We start from the raw sequence: 13,764 nt of genomic DNA, 5'->3' as shown, positions 1-13,764 counted from the left end.
TACCATGCACAGCATTTGCGTTATAGACCATGCTGCTGTCCTTGCCCATGCCCAAAGGATCAGCTGCGCCGAGGGAGGTGACATGCTGATTTATCTGCACGGCTTTCAATCCAGTCCGCGTTCGTGGAAAGCGGTGCAGTTGGGGCAGTATCTGGCCGGACAAGCACGCAGCGATTACCGTGTACCCGCTCTGCCCAGCCGCCCGATGGCAGCGGCGGATGCCCTCACCCAGCTGATTGAAGCGCAACAGACACCGCTATGCCTGATTGGCAGCTCGCTGGGTGGTTTCTATAGCCTGTGGCTGGCCGAGCGCTACGGCCTGCCCGCGATCCTGATCAATCCCGGTATTCACGCCGCACGGGACCTGGGCCGGTTTCAGGGCCACAACGTCAACCCGTATACCGGGGAACATTACACCCTCAACGAGCTGGACCTGGCGGTATGGCAAGCGATGGAAGTGCCGGTAACGCGTCCAGAGCGCTACTGGCTGATGACACAGGAAGGCGATGAAGTGCTGAATTATCGGGAAGGGGTCAGCAAGCTAGCAGGCGCCCGTCAAACGGTCGAGGCGGGCGGTGACCACAGCTTTGTCGGCTTCGAGCGCTTTTTCCCGGACATCCTCGCCTTTGCCGAGCAGTACGCCTGTCTACCCCGCCGGGGATAACCTGAGCACCGATCCAGCAGATCAAATGCCCTTCACGATGCGGCTGCGTGCCGTCAAGTTGCCGGACACTTTCTCCAAGCCATGCTGGGGTGTTCTGATGTGAGGCCCAGCGGCTGTGACTGCCTGCACAAGCAGCATGGCTGGTCTTGTCGCGCATCACGTTGCCCCCTCGGCATGCGGCGGGTCATTCTGACCTCATGCATCACCTGCCCGCAGCGGCAGGCCTCCCCCGTCTTTCATACCTGTTAGCAGGTTGTCGCCGTCGTTGACCGCACGGACTTCGCATGCAGCGCCCCTCTTTAGCGAGGATATTGCACGATCCTGCTCATTTTCAAATCAAAGAGAAACAGGCAATGGCTGAGTAGGATTGTGGCTTAGGCTAAAGGGTATTTATCCGTAGAATGCATCCATCGACTCAGCAAAACCCAACCGCTGATTTTCGAGTCAGGTTGAAGCCAAGCTGATGTAGCGAATGGCGTTTGTGTAAATTTTTAATAGTAATTTAAAAGGAATGACATCATGAAAAAGACGATTCTGGCCACTGCTTTAGTAACTTTGTTTGCGGGTTCTGCTTTTGCAGGCAGTGATAACGACCACGGTGCAGATCGCTTTCTGAACCAGCAACTGGCTCAAATGCAAGAGGCCACCACGTTGGCAGGCCAGCCGGCAGGGCAAGCTGCGGCACCCGTTGCAAAGCAAAGCCACTTTGACGAGGCTAGCGCACAAAAGGAAAGTCGTAAATAAGCCTAGTGATTTATTTTTATCGTCACCAAGATAAATATAAATAGGCAATTTACAAGCAGGATTGTGCCTTCACTCTAATATGGAATGCATTGTAGAGTAGGGGCCTATACCCGATAGCCATAAGGCTTGCAGGGTTTGAAAAGACGAAATCGTTTTGTGCTTTTTGCATAAGGCGAAATGAACTGAAATATTTTTGATCAAGGAATGACATCATGAAAAAGACCATTTTCGCCGCTTCGATGGTGACGCTGTTTGCAGGTGCTGCTTTTGCCGGCAGTGATAACGACCACGGTGCCGATCGCCTGCTGAATCAGCAACAGGTACAAAGCCAGGTGGTAACGAAAGCCTCGGCTCAGCCCGTTGTGAACACAGCCACCCCGAGCCCGGAGCGCGATCGTAACGACTAAGTGTGGTGTGTCTTCCGGTCTGCGATCTGAAAGGAATGACATCATGAAGAAAACGATACTGGCCGCTGCGTTTGTCGCACTGTCAGCCGGAACCGTGTTTGCCGGCAGTGATAGCGACCACGGTGCCGACCGTCCCTTGAATCAGACCCGGTGGCAAAGCATGTTTATGGCGAAGTCGGCCGATAAGCTACTGGCTGAAGATGGTCTGACAGGGGATGGCCACCGTACCGATGGTGTCCCGCCGCGGGGGGGGGCCTTCAATAAACGGTACAGGCACAGAGGATGACCGTGGTGCAGGGTGCATATAGTGTTTGTCGTCAGTCAGGCCCACGCTGAATGCGTATCCGTATGGATTGATGCAAATTCAGTGTGTGGCCGGCCTGTTACGGGATCATCCCGGCAGGTTGCCGGGCGGAGCCTGAGTCAGGTTTGGACAATTAGGCAAGCATGCCAGAGTTTTGGGCGGAGGGGCGGTGTGAGGGGCTGTGTATAATTTTACCTCATGCTGATGAGGTTGCCTGTCGTTTGACCTTGCAGCCTCATGTCTACTGCGAGAGAACGGATCATGGCAAGGGAATTGGCGAGTGCGCTGGCGCGGAGTGTGGAGCAGGACGGGATCACGTCGGTATCGATCCCTCGGGTCCGCTTGCTGCGAGCAAGCCAGCCCACACCGCCATGTCATGCGCCACAAGACCCTGTGGTGTGTGTGGTGGCGCAAGGCACCAAGCAGGTGGTGCTGGGGGAGCAGACGTATACCTACGGCCCCGGTCAGTTTTTGATCGTAAGCGCGGACTTGCCGGTATCGGCCAGCGTAACGGAAGCTTCTCCGGATGCGCCTTATCTGGGGATCAGCCTGAGCCTGGACCCGGTGATCCTGAGCGAGCTGATTGATACGGCCCATGTTGCGGCAGAGTTGCGTGAGCCCTTGACACGCGGCATCGAAGTGGCCACGGCGAACCCGGAGCTGCTGGATGCCTTGGTGCGTCTGGTCAATCTGCTTGGCACCGAACGGGCTTCGGATCAACAGGTGCTGGCACCGCTGGCGGAACGGGAAATTCTGTACCGGCTGTTGACGAGTGAGCTGGGTGGGCGCCTGTACCAGATTGCACACGCCGAAAGCAAGCTATCGCAAATCAATAAGGCAATAGGCTGGATCAAGGGGCATTACGACAAGCCGATCCGGGTTGAGGAGGTCGCATCTCAGGTCAATATGAGCGTGTCGTCCTTCCATCACCATTTCCGGACGGTAACGTCGATGAGCCCGCTGCAGTATCAGAAGCAACTGCGCTTGCAAGAGGCGCGCCGATTGATGCTGGTGCAGGCACTGGACGCGGCGGCGGCGGGTTTCATGGTGGGCTATCAAAGTCCATCGCAGTTTTCGCGCGAGTATTCACGGATGTTTGGCATGTCGCCAAAGAAGGACGTGGAGCATGCCCGACGAATGAACTAAGTGGCGTCAGCGGCCTTGGGCTGAGGGTGGGCTGTTATCCGAGGTTGGGACAAGGCATCGTCGGGTGGGTGCGCTGAGTGAACGACATGAATTAACAGAGGGCACCCTTTCCGGCAAGGGCTAAGCGAATCGCCCATGCTCAGGCATGATTTGGCTTTGGAGGCCGCTTTGGATCGTTCCTCACAACTGGCTGCACTGATTGAGCGGCATACCGGTATCGACGGGGTGTTTGATACGGCGCTGCCTCGCCTTTCCCTGATACGCTGCTCCAGGCCGCTGGGGCCCATCTACGCCATGAGCAGACCGATGGTGAGCCTGGTCGCCCAAGGCGCACGGATGACGTGCCTGGGGGATGAGCATTACACCTGCGATAGCCAGCATCATCTGCTCTTTACGGCAGAATTGCCGGTGGCCGGTCATGTGCTGGAAGCCTCACCCGAACGCCCTTTCCTGGGGCTGCAACTGGATATTGATCCCTGTAGTCTGGCCGAGGTATTGGCTGGGGCTTGCCTGCACACCACGCCCAAGTCTCCCCTGGGTCTGGCGATGACGCGGAATGTCACGACCTGTTCATTACAAGCGGCCGTGGTGCGCCTGCTGCAGCTATTGGATCATTCCCGTGATCTGACTGTGCTGGCCCCGCTCATTGAAAAGGAAATTCTCTATTGGGTGGCGATGAGCAGCCCTGGGCACATGCTGCAGCAGGTGTGCTGTCCAGACAGCAAGCTGTCCCACGTGAACCGAGTGATACAGCAAATCCAGAAAGGGTTTCGTTACCCGCTGAATATGGAGCGCCTGGCCCTCAAGGCCGCGTTGCCACTCTCCTGTATGCCGAAGTATTTTAAAGCGGTAACGGGCCTGACCCCGGCGCAATACCAGAAGCAGCTTCGTTTACGCGAAGCACGCCGCTTGATCTATTGCCAAGCGCTCGACACGGCGTGCGCCAGCAAGCATGTGGGCTACGAATGCGATATGGCGTTCCATCGCGATTACGCCCGCTTCTTCGGTGTTCCCCCTCTGCGTAACCATGCTGAAGGACGACAGGCGTGGGTCAACACCCTCGGCCAGGCGTAATGCCGGCAGGTGGGGGACGCCACTCGCCGCCTCGGCTATAATCGCTGCTTCGAATGACGGTCTGGCAGTGCGCGCATGAATGTGTTGTATGAAGAAGAGGGCAGTTTCAAGGTTGGCCATGTGCTGAGTGAGGCGGAGGCGTCGCTGCAGGTGGAAAGCAGCAGCGGCAAGCGCAGCAAGATCAAGGCCGCCAACGTGCTCCTGCGCTTCACCAGTCCGCTGGCCAGCCTGCTGCCCGAGGCAGAAGCGCTGGGCGAAGGGCTGGAGCTGGATTTCCTGTGGGAAATGGCCCCAACGGAAGAGTTTGCCTTTACCGAATTTGCGGCAGATTACTATGGGCATGTGCCCAGCGCCGTTGAGTCTGCCGCGATGGCCTTGCGGCTGCATGGCGCGCCGATGTACTTCTACCGCAAGGGCAAAGGTCGCTACAAGGCTGCACCGGAAGAGTCACTGAAAGCGGCGCTGGCCGGGCAGGAGAAGAAGCGCCTGCAGGGTGAGCAGATTGCGCGCATGGTGACGGAGCTGAAAGCCGGTCAGTTGCCGGAGAGCTTCCGCCCGCAGCTGGCGGCCTTGCTGTACCGCCCGGACAAGAACACGCTGGAGTTCAAGGCCCTTGACCAGGCGGTGAGCGAAACCGCCCGCTCCCCCTTGCAGTTGCTGATCGACGCCGGTGCGGTGCCCAGCCACCACGACTACCACTTCAACGCCTTCCTGTTCGAATACTTCCCCAAGGGTACCGGCTTCCCGCCGATAGAACTGCCAGCGCTGGATCACGATCTGCCGCGTGCCAGCGTGGCGGCCTTTTCCATTGACGACGCCAGCACCACCGAAATCGACGATGCCTTCTCGGTGCAGTTCCGACCGGATGGCTCGGCGCGGGTGGGTATCCATATTGCGGCACCGGCACTTGGCATTGCGCCAGGCTCGCCGCTGGACCAGATTGCGCTGTCGCGGCTGTCCACCGTCTACATGCCCGGCAACAAGATCACCATGCTGCCGGACGCATTGGTGGCGCACTACACCTTGCAGGCAGGCAAGGACTGCCCGGCGCTGTCGCTGTATGTCGAGGTGGCGGCGGACCTGACGGTCACACCGGCAGAAACGGTGCTGGAATGGGTGCCCATCGTCGATAACCTGCGGCACGATACGCTGGAAGTGCACTTCAATCAGGCCGCCTTGCAAGCCGGGGATGACACCCCCTATCCCTACCGTGACGAATTGCTGTTCCTGTGGCGGCTGGCCAACCAGCTGGAAGTGGCGCGCGGCAAAGCGGACCCGAACCGGCCCCCGCAGGTGGACTACAACTTCCTGATCGACGGTGAACAGGTGCGCATCACCACCCGTCAGCGCGGTGCGCCGATCGACAAGGTGGTGTCCGAGCTGATGATCCTGGTCAACAGCCACTGGGGCAAGTGGCTGGCCGAGCAGCAGATTCCGGCCATCTACCGGGCACAAAGTGCAGGCAAGGTGCGGATGACCACCAAGCCGGAGCCGCATGTGGGCCTCGGTGTCGCGCAGTATGCCTGGTCCAGCTCGCCGCTGCGGCGTGCGGTGGACCTGCTCAATCAGCGGCAACTGGTGGCCGCCGTGCGCGGTGAGAAAGCCCCGTACCCCAAAGGGCAGGATCTGTTTGTGCCGATGCGGGATTTTGACGCCACGTACAGTGCCTATCTGCAGCTGCAGGACCGTATGGAAAACTACTGGTGCCTGCGCTATCTGGAGCAGGAGCAGATACGCGAGCTGGACGCCACGGTGTTGCGCGATGGGAGTTCCGTGCGTCTGGTTGGCATCCCGCTGGTGGTGAAGCCGGACGCCATGCCGGAGCTGCCGCCGGGTAGCCGGGTACGGCTGAAGGTGATGGGGGTGGATTACTGGGCGATTCACTGCCACACCCACTTCCTGCGTAGCGCAGATGCCGAAGCGACTGAGCCCGTTATGACGGATGCGTGACAGGGATGGCCCGCTCGCCTAAAATCGGCGCATCTGCAGGAGCCTCCATGTCTGATTCCAAACCGCGCCGACGTTTGCCCCCCGCGCTGATGGTCGAGCTGGCACCCCGCCGGCGGCCCAACCTTGCGCCACTCTGGCTGGCGCTGGGCGTGTCGCTGGTGCTGCACGCCGGGGTAATCAAGGTTAAGTTTGTCGGGCCTGATGAGAACAAGCCTCGCCGCAGCAGCATGCTGGAAGTGCTGTTGGTCAACGGCAAGCACGACAAGAAACCGCTGGATGCCAAGGCGCTGGCGCAAGCCAATCTGGATGGCGGCGGCAATACCGAGCAGCAAGCGCGCATCCAGACCCCGCTACCCGCCCAGCAGCAAGACCTTGAGGGCGATAGCCTGCAACAGATGCAGCAGCGGCAAGAGGCGCAGGAGCAACTGACTCAGCAGATGCTGCAACAGCTGAAACAGTCACCGATCCCGACTCTGCCCACTACCCGTGACAAGCCGTTACCGGAGCCCGTGGCGCCCGTCAGCGGTTCTGACGAGGAAACCCGCAAGCGGGCGATGGATCAGCTGGTGGGTGAGATCAATCAAGCTACCAGTCGGGCCCAGACCCGGCCCAAGCGCAAATTTATTACCGCCAGCACCCGCGAATCCATTTCAGCCTTGTACTACATGGGCTGGGCGGGCAAGGTGGAGCGGGTGGCCAACCTCAACTATCCTGAAGGCTTGCAAGGCCAGCTGGTGTTGACGGTGACCATTCTGCCCAATGGCGAGCTGGCCGCTGATAATGGCGAAGAAGAGGGCATCCATATTGATCGCCCTTCCGGCAACAAGCGGCTGGATGCGGCGGCGGTGCGTATCCTGCGCCGCGCAGCCCCGTTCGAACGGCCGGGTGCGAACCTGCTGGGGCGGGACAACCGGGTGGTGATTGTGACCACCATGACCTTCACTCCCGGCGTCGGGGTCCGTTCCGAGCTGGCCGTACCGGTTAACCCGACGCCACCATAAGAGTTAGCCGGGCTCGCGGCCAAACAACGCCAGCGCGGCTTCGCGTTGCCGGGCATGGTCCACAATCGGCAGCGGGTAATCCTGGCCCAACCGGACCCCGGCGGCTTGCAGCAAGAGCGGGCTGGCCTGCCAGGGGGCATGGATACTGGCGGCGTCCAGCCCGGCCAGCTCCGGCAGGTAGCGCCGGATGAAGTGGCCTTGTGGGTCAAACCGCTCACTCTGGGTCACCGGGTTGAAGATGCGGAACCAGGGCTGGGCATCGCAGCCGGTGCTGGCTGCCCATTGCCAGCCGCCATTATTGGCCGCAAGATCAAAGTCCAAAAGCTGTTTGGCGAAGTACCGCTCGCCCTCCCGCCAGTCGATCAGCAGGTCTTTCACCAGAAACGACGCCACCAGCATGCGTAGCCGGTTGTGCATATAGCCGGTCTGGTTCAGCTGCCGCATGGCGGCATCCACCAGCGGGTAACCGGTGCGGCCTTCGCACCAAGCGGCGAAGTGTTCCGCGGTGCCGGGGAAGGCCAAGGTGCGATATTCCGGCTTGAACGCCTCACCCACTACGCGCGGGAAGTGATAGAGCAATTGCTGGTAGAACTCACGCCAGGCCAGCTCTTTCAGCCAGCAAGCAGCACCTTCATCGTCCCGGTGGGCGGCAACGTGGACCAGCTGACGGATCGACACGGTGCCAAAACGCAGGTGGACGGACAGGCGCGACACGCCTTCCAGTGCCGGGAAGTCGCGTTGCTGCTGGTATTGAGGCAGGTGCGGCTGAAAACGCTGCCAGACGGCCTGTGCCGCAGCCTCGCCGGCGGGTACCTGCCGCTCGGCAGGTGGCGGTACAAAGCCCAGTTGGGCCAGTGACGGCAGGGTCGGAGCCGGGTGCGGTACCAGCCGCCCTGCCAGCGGTAGCGCGGGCCAGGGGGAGACCGGTTCGGCGTGCAGGCGTGCGCGCCAGGCGCGGTAGTACGGGGTAAACACCGTGTAGGGGCGACCGGCCTGTGTCAGAATCTCACGCCCGGCAAACACCACCTGGTCCTTGTGCAGATGCAAACTGCGGCCGTCCGCTTGCAGGGCTCGGGCTACCGCCTCATCGCGCTGCCGTGCAGCGGGCTCGTAATCTTCGGCTGCGTGTACGCTGCTTACCCCCAGCTGGGTGGCCAGTCGTGGAATCTCTTGTACCGGGTCGCCAGTGCAGCACAGCAGGGCACCCCCCTGCTGGCGTAGCGCGGTATCCAGCTGTTGCAGGCTGTGCCAGATGAAGGAGACGCGTGCGTCATCCTCCGGCAGGCCCTGCAGCAGACCGGTGTCAAACACAAACACAGCATGGACCGGCCCCGGATGCGCCAGCGCATGGTAGAGCGCGGCATGATCATGCAGCCGCAAATCCCGGCGAAACCATACCAGCTGGCTCATGGACGTCCCCCGTTGATCGGCTCAACACTGCCGCGTTGTGTTGTCCTGTGCGATAATCTTGAGATGCAAAGCGTCAATCTGACCCACCATTTTCTGATTGCCATGCCGAATATGCAGGACCCGCATTTCGCTGGCACCCTGGTTTATATCTGCGAGCACACCGATCAAGGCGCGTTGGGCCTGATCGTCAACCGTCCGGTTGAGCTGGATGTGCAGTCCCTGTATGAGCAGGTCGACATCGCGTTCGATCGCCCGGATATTGGCCCACAAACCTGCTATTTCGGCGGCCCGGTGCAGATGGACCGGGGGTTTGTGCTACATCGCCCGGTGGGGGAGTGGACCTCCACCATTGCCATGAATGGCAATATGGCGCTGACCACCTCCAAGGACATCCTGCACGCCATCGCCGAAGGCAAGGGACCCGAGCAGTTTATCATCAGTCTGGGCTATGCAGGCTGGGAGGGCGGCCAGCTGGAGCAGGAGCTGGCGCAGAATGCCTGGCTGACCGTGCCCGCCTCGCCGGACATCATCTTTGAGCTGGACCCGGAGGCCCGGGTCGAGGCCGCCATGCACTGTCTGGGGGTAGACCGCGTCAGCTTGTCGGATCAGGCGGGTCATGCCTGAGGCGGCACCCATGGTGCTGCTGCCCCGGCCAGACTGGCCGCTGCCGCAACAGGGTTATGCGCTCGGTTTTGACTTTGGCGAGCAGCGGCTGGGGGTCGCCGGTGGCGATCTGGGCCTGGCGCTGGCCACCCCGCTCACCGTGATTGATTCTGCCGTCAACGACACCCGGTTTGCCCGGATTGCCGAGCTGATCGCCGAATGGCAGCCGGTGTGGCTGGTGGTCGGGCAACCGGCCTACCCGGACGGGCAGGCCCATCCGGTGGCCGCGCTGGCGCGCAAGTTCGGCCAGCGCCTGTCTGGCCGTTTCAACCTGCCGGTGGCGTGGGTGGACGAATCCTATACCTCCAGCATTGCCAGCCAGCTGCTGCACGAACAGCATGCGCGGCCCCGGCGGCAAAAAGGCCGGCTGGACCAACTGGCCGCACAGCAGATCCTGCAAGCCTTCTTTGATCATTACCCCTCAATCGTGCCGTCCTCCGGGGCGGACAAGGAGCCAAACCATGCAGTTTCTGGGTAGCCACCTGCTCTCCACTGAACAACTGACGCTGGGCGATATTGATACCGTCTTCCAGACCGCGCGCCTGCTGGAGCCGGTGGCGCGTGGCGAAAAAGTGACCCGGCTGCTGGAGGGGGCGGTATTGGCCAATCTGTTCTTTGAGCCCTCGACCCGTACCCGCATCAGTTTTGGTTCGGCGTTTTCCCGTCTGGGGGGCCGGGTGCTGGATACCACCGGCTTCGAGTTCTCCAGCTTTGCCAAAGGGGAATCCATTTACGACACCAGCCGGGTGATTTCCGGTTATGTGGATGTGATGGTGGTGCGCCACCCCCGGTTGGGCGCGGTCAAGGAATTTGCCGAGGCCAGCGGGGTGCCGGTGATCAATGGCGGCGATGGCCCGGGGGAACACCCGACCCAGGCACTGCTCGACCTCTACACCCTGCACAAGGAGCTGGGGCGCGAGCTGCATCAGTTCGACGGCATCCGCATCGCGCTGGTGGGCGACCTCAAGTATGGGCGTGCGGTCAAATCGCTGGCACGGCTGCTGTCGCTGTTCAAGGGCATCACCTTCCATCTGGTGGCGCCTGACGAGCTGCAAATGCCGTCCGCGCTGGTTCAGCACCTGCAAGCCTGCGGCCATCAAGTGCTGCAAACCAGTGATCTGGCTACCGGCCTGCATGGTGTCCAGGCGGTATACAGTACCCGCATTCAGGAAGAGCGTTTCCCCAGTCCGGAAGACGCGGATCGCTTCCGTGGCAGCTACAGCATCAACCGTGCGGTGTTCGAGCAGCATTGCCAGCCGGGCACCGTGCTGATGCATCCCTTGCCGCGCGACAACCGTTCTGAGCATTGTGAGCTGAACAATGACCTCAACAGCCACCCGCAGCTGGCCATCTTCCGCCAGACCGACAACGGCATCCCGGTACGGATGGCCCTGTTTGCGCTGGTGATGGGGGTGCAGGACCAAATCACCGCTTCACTGCAAGACCCGCGCTGGGCATTGCGCCGGCGCTGACGCGGAACCTTCACCGCATGGCTTGATCCCATGGGGCGATGATCGCCTCCTGCACAACTCACCCGGCAGCCCGGCTGCCGCTACTCTGGAATCTGTATGGACCTGCTGCTGATGCTCAAAGCCCTGATCATGGGGCTGGTCGAAGGTATAACCGAATTTCTGCCGATTTCCTCAACCGGCCACCTGATCATTACCGGCGAGCTGCTGGGGTTTCTCAGCAAGGAAAAGCGGGATGTGTTTGAAATCTTCATCCAGCTGGGGGCAATCCTCGCCGTATGCTGGGCCTACCGGCAGAAAATCACCCAGGTGGTCGGTGGCCTGGGCAGTCAGCGTAGTGCACAACAGTTTGCCCTGCGGCTGGTGGTCGCCTTTCTGCCGTTTGCACTGATGGGCAAGCTGTTTGGCGAGGCGGTGAAAGCCAAGCTGTTCACCCCGGTGCCGGTGGCGCTGGCCTTTATTGTTGGTGGCATCATCATTCTGTGGGCGGAGCGTCGCCAGCATAGCGTGCGGGTGCAGGAAGTGGACGACATGAGCTTGGGCGACGCCTTCAAGCTGGGCCTGATCCAGTGTTTTGCGCTGATTCCGGGCACCAGCCGCTCCGGTGCCACCATCGTCGGCGGCCTGTTTCTGGGGCTGTCACGCAAGGCGGCTGCCGAATTTTCCTTCTTCCTGGCCATTCCCACCCTCACCGTAGCCTCGCTGTACAGCCTGTACAAGCACCGCGCCGGTCTGACGGCAGACGACATGCTGCTGTTTGCCATTGGCTTTGTGGTGGCCTTCATCAGCGCACTGATTGCGGTGAAAGCCCTGCTGCGCTTCATTGTGCGCCATGATTTCACCGTCTTTGCCTGGTACCGCATCCTGTTTGGTGCGCTGGTGCTGCTGACATACCACTTTGGTTGGGTGCGCTGGGCGGCTTGAGTGACGCCGGGGCTGTCATGGTCGCTGTCAGGTGAACTGTCCTTGACGCTGCGCGTGGTGGCCCCCTAGAGTTTCAGGCTGTCTTTCCTTGCACTGAATGAGGCCCTATGTCCACCCACGATACCGACCACCTGCATACCCTGATCACCCATAGTGGCCGACCGGACAAAAGCGTCACCGGGGCAGTAAACCCGCATGTGGTGCGGGCCTCCACCATCCAGTTTCCCACCACTGAAGCACTGTACGCGGCCAGCGGGGGGCGTCACGCCTACGGGCGGCATGGCACCGAGTCGGCCCATTCGCTGGAAGCGGCCCTGTGCGCGCTGGAAGGCGCGCAGGGTTGCCTGCTGACCTCCTCCGGTCTGAGTGCCGTCACCACCACCTTGCTGGCTTTGCTGTCGCCCGGCGACCATGTGCTGATGCCGGATTCGGTCTATCAGCCCGCCCGCCATTTCTGCGACACCCTGCTGACCCGCATGGGGATCGAGACGGAATACTATGATCCGCTGAGCGGTGCGGACATCGCGCGCCTGCTGCGCCCGACCACCCGCGTGGTCTATGTGGAGACGCCGGGCACCCATACCTTCGAGATGCAGGATGTGCCGGCCATTGCCGCTGCGGCGCATGCTGCGGGTGCGGTGGTGGTGTCCGACAGCACCTGGGCGACGCCGATTGGCTGGCGGCCGTTTGAGCTGGGTGTGGATGTGTCGATCCATGCTGCCACCAAATACATTGTGGGCCACTCCGATGTGATGATGGGCGCCATTCTGTGTACCGAGGCCCTCTACGGCAAGGTATACCAAGCCTACCGCGAGATGGGGCAGGCGGTCAGCCCGGATGATGCTTACCTCGCCTTGCGCGGTGTGCGTACCCTCAGTGCACGGCTGGCGGTGCACCGTGAGAATGCCCGGAAGGTGGCGGACTGGCTGCTGCAGCAACCGGAAGTGGCCACCGTGTTGTACCCGCCGCATGAAGCCAGCCCCGGCCATGCGCTGTGGAAGCGCGACTTCCACCCCGACTATGCCTGCGGCCTGATGGGGCTGGTGTTCAAGGACACGGTGCCGATGGATGCGGTCAACCGGCTGGTAGATCAGACCCGACTGTTTGCCATTGGCTACAGCTGGGGCGGCTATGAGAGCCTGATCCTGCCGTCCACCCAGGCCCGTAGTCGTGATCTGACCGGCCATCGCTGGAACTGCAGCATGGCGCGCCTGCACATTGGTCTGGAGGCGGTGGAGGATTTGCTGGCCGATCTGCAGCAAGGCTTCGCAGCGCTGCGGGCGGCCCTGTAATGGCGGTGGACTGGCGCTGCCAGACGCTGGCAGAGCTGAGCAGCCATGACCTGCTGCAGATGCTGATCTTGCGCAGCCGGGTGTTTGTGGTTGAGCAGCAATGCATCTATCTGGACCCGGACGCGCTAGATGGGCTGCCGGAGACCCGGCACCTGTCACTATGGCAGGATGGGGCCCTGCTGGCCTGCCTGCGGCTGCTGCCTCCCGGGGCCAGCTACCCGGAACCCAGCCTGGGGCGGGTGGTGGTGGCGCCGGAAGCGCGCGGACAGGGCTGGTCCCGCCCCTTGCTGCAGCAGGCGCTGCAAGCGATTGCGCAGTACTGGCCTGGCTGGCCGGTGGTGATCAGTGCGCAGTCCTACCTGCTGGGCTTGTACCAGTCGCTGGGGTTTCAGGTCGAAGGCGAGCCCTATCTGGAGGATGGCATACCGCACCAGCAGATGCGCTTTGTACCACCTGCTGAAAAAGAATTGGCGTAAAGGCTTGCAATATCCTGTAACTCAGATATAATCTCTTTTCTCTGACGCGGGGTGGAGCAGTCTGGCAGCTCGTCGGGCTCATAACCCGAAGGTCACAGGTTCGAATCCTGTCCCCGCAACCAATTCGACAAAAAGCCCCGGTTCTGCCGGGGTTTTTTGTTTTTGCAGTTTGCCTGACGCGTCTGGCCGGGCTCAAATGAAAAGACCCCCAATCTGTCGGGGGTCTTGCTCTGGTGCGGT

Annotated in this window: 14 protein-coding genes and 1 tRNA gene; 14 read left to right on the top strand and 1 reads right to left on the bottom strand. The window is 61.2% G+C overall.

Features of this window, described 5'->3' with window-relative positions; translation table 11 throughout:
• Positions 1-82: 82 nt before the first annotated feature.
• From ACE3O2_RS15300 to ACE3O2_RS15270, 7 genes are all read left to right on the top strand, one after another.
• On the top strand, positions 83-664 hold the full coding sequence (locus tag ACE3O2_RS15300; RefSeq protein ID WP_374338937.1) for a YqiA/YcfP family alpha/beta fold hydrolase: 582 nt from the start codon (positions 83-85) through the stop codon (positions 662-664).
• A gap of 519 nt (positions 665-1,183) precedes the next feature.
• Positions 1,184-1,408, top strand: coding sequence for a hypothetical protein (locus ACE3O2_RS15295; RefSeq protein WP_374338936.1), 225 nt, complete (start codon positions 1,184-1,186; stop codon positions 1,406-1,408).
• A 212-nt stretch (positions 1,409-1,620) separates the two neighbouring features.
• Positions 1,621-1,815: a hypothetical protein gene (locus ACE3O2_RS15290; protein ID WP_168878288.1), complete on the top strand. Its 195-nt coding sequence runs from the start codon at positions 1,621-1,623 to the stop codon at positions 1,813-1,815.
• Positions 1,816-2,380: 565 nt separating this feature from the next.
• On the top strand, positions 2,381-3,265 hold the full coding sequence (locus ACE3O2_RS15285) for an AraC family transcriptional regulator (protein WP_168878290.1): 885 nt from the start codon (positions 2,381-2,383) through the stop codon (positions 3,263-3,265).
• A gap of 168 nt (positions 3,266-3,433) precedes the next feature.
• Positions 3,434-4,339, top strand: a complete 906-nt coding sequence (locus ACE3O2_RS15280) for an AraC family transcriptional regulator N-terminal domain-containing protein (RefSeq protein ID WP_374338933.1) — start codon at positions 3,434-3,436, stop codon at positions 4,337-4,339.
• Between the two features lie 75 nt (positions 4,340-4,414).
• The gene (locus ACE3O2_RS15275; protein ID WP_374338931.1) at positions 4,415-6,289 is read left to right on the top strand and encodes a ribonuclease catalytic domain-containing protein; all 1,875 of its coding nucleotides are present in this window, start codon (positions 4,415-4,417) and stop codon (positions 6,287-6,289) included.
• 47 nt (positions 6,290-6,336) lie between these two features.
• Entirely contained in the window at positions 6,337-7,290 is a 954-nt protein-coding gene (locus ACE3O2_RS15270; protein ID WP_374338929.1) for an energy transducer TonB, read from the top strand.
• 3 nt (positions 7,291-7,293) lie between these two features.
• Here ACE3O2_RS15270 and ACE3O2_RS15265 read toward each other — a convergent pair whose 3' ends face one another.
• A complete protein-coding gene (locus ACE3O2_RS15265; protein WP_374338927.1) occupies positions 7,294-8,700 on the bottom strand; it encodes a deoxyribodipyrimidine photo-lyase in 1,407 nt (468 codons plus the stop codon).
• Positions 8,701-8,763: 63 nt separating this feature from the next.
• On the opposite strand from ACE3O2_RS15265, the gene ACE3O2_RS15260 reads away from it, so the two are divergent.
• From ACE3O2_RS15260 to ACE3O2_RS15230, 7 genes are all read left to right on the top strand, one after another.
• Positions 8,764-9,324: a YqgE/AlgH family protein gene (locus ACE3O2_RS15260; RefSeq protein ID WP_168878295.1), complete on the top strand. Its 561-nt coding sequence runs from the start codon at positions 8,764-8,766 to the stop codon at positions 9,322-9,324.
• 10 nt (positions 9,325-9,334) lie between these two features.
• A complete protein-coding gene (gene ruvX, locus ACE3O2_RS15255) occupies positions 9,335-9,841 on the top strand; it encodes a Holliday junction resolvase RuvX (RefSeq protein WP_374338924.1) in 507 nt (168 codons plus the stop codon).
• On the top strand, positions 9,825-10,835 hold the full coding sequence (gene pyrB / locus ACE3O2_RS15250; RefSeq protein ID WP_168878297.1) for an aspartate carbamoyltransferase: 1,011 nt from the start codon (positions 9,825-9,827) through the stop codon (positions 10,833-10,835). The genes ruvX and pyrB overlap by 17 nt, the downstream gene beginning before the upstream one ends.
• Before the next feature lie 96 nt (positions 10,836-10,931).
• Positions 10,932-11,756: an undecaprenyl-diphosphate phosphatase gene (locus ACE3O2_RS15245; protein WP_374338922.1), complete on the top strand. Its 825-nt coding sequence runs from the start codon at positions 10,932-10,934 to the stop codon at positions 11,754-11,756.
• Positions 11,757-11,863: 107 nt separating this feature from the next.
• Positions 11,864-13,048, top strand: coding sequence for a cystathionine beta-lyase (gene metC, locus ACE3O2_RS15240; protein ID WP_374338920.1), 1,185 nt, complete (start codon positions 11,864-11,866; stop codon positions 13,046-13,048).
• Complete coding sequence (locus ACE3O2_RS15235) at positions 13,048-13,524, top strand: GNAT family N-acetyltransferase (RefSeq protein WP_374338919.1); 477 nt, start codon at positions 13,048-13,050, stop codon at positions 13,522-13,524. Before metC ends, ACE3O2_RS15235 begins: the two co-directional genes overlap by 1 nt.
• 45 nt (positions 13,525-13,569) lie before the next feature.
• Positions 13,570-13,646: transfer RNA gene (locus ACE3O2_RS15230), tRNA-Met, on the top strand.
• Positions 13,647-13,764: the final 118 nt, after the last annotated feature.

Origin of the sequence: Leeia sp. (genome assembly GCF_041909055.1) — a bacterium.
GTDB lineage: Bacteria > Pseudomonadota > Gammaproteobacteria > Burkholderiales > Leeiaceae > Leeia > Leeia aquatica.
This window is presented reverse-complemented; position numbering and strand designations above follow the sequence as displayed.

What these genes read in the sequence shown, in the direction of transcription:
- ACE3O2_RS15270 (WP_374338929.1), top strand. Translation starts at nt 6,337, where the DNA reads ATGTCTGATTCCAAACCGCGCCGACGTTTGCCCCCCGCGCTGATGGTC.
- ACE3O2_RS15235 (WP_374338919.1), top strand. Translation starts at nt 13,048, where the DNA reads ATGGCGGTGGACTGGCGCTGCCAGACGCTGGCAGAGCTGAGCAGCCAT.
- ACE3O2_RS15295 (WP_374338936.1), top strand. Translation starts at nt 1,184, where the DNA reads ATGAAAAAGACGATTCTGGCCACTGCTTTAGTAACTTTGTTTGCGGGT.
- pyrB (WP_168878297.1), top strand. Translation starts at nt 9,825, where the DNA reads ATGCAGTTTCTGGGTAGCCACCTGCTCTCCACTGAACAACTGACGCTG.
- ACE3O2_RS15265 (WP_374338927.1), bottom strand. Translation starts at nt 8,700, where the DNA reads ATGAGCCAGCTGGTATGGTTTCGCCGGGATTTGCGGCTGCATGATCAT.
- ACE3O2_RS15260 (WP_168878295.1), top strand. Translation starts at nt 8,764, where the DNA reads ATGCAAAGCGTCAATCTGACCCACCATTTTCTGATTGCCATGCCGAAT.
- ACE3O2_RS15300 (WP_374338937.1), top strand. Translation starts at nt 83, where the DNA reads ATGCTGATTTATCTGCACGGCTTTCAATCCAGTCCGCGTTCGTGGAAA.
- metC (WP_374338920.1), top strand. Translation starts at nt 11,864, where the DNA reads ATGTCCACCCACGATACCGACCACCTGCATACCCTGATCACCCATAGT.
- ruvX (WP_374338924.1), top strand. Translation starts at nt 9,335, where the DNA reads ATGGTGCTGCTGCCCCGGCCAGACTGGCCGCTGCCGCAACAGGGTTAT.
- ACE3O2_RS15290 (WP_168878288.1), top strand. Translation starts at nt 1,621, where the DNA reads ATGAAAAAGACCATTTTCGCCGCTTCGATGGTGACGCTGTTTGCAGGT.
- ACE3O2_RS15245 (WP_374338922.1), top strand. Translation starts at nt 10,932, where the DNA reads ATGGACCTGCTGCTGATGCTCAAAGCCCTGATCATGGGGCTGGTCGAA.
- ACE3O2_RS15285 (WP_168878290.1), top strand. Translation starts at nt 2,381, where the DNA reads ATGGCAAGGGAATTGGCGAGTGCGCTGGCGCGGAGTGTGGAGCAGGAC.
- ACE3O2_RS15275 (WP_374338931.1), top strand. Translation starts at nt 4,415, where the DNA reads ATGAATGTGTTGTATGAAGAAGAGGGCAGTTTCAAGGTTGGCCATGTG.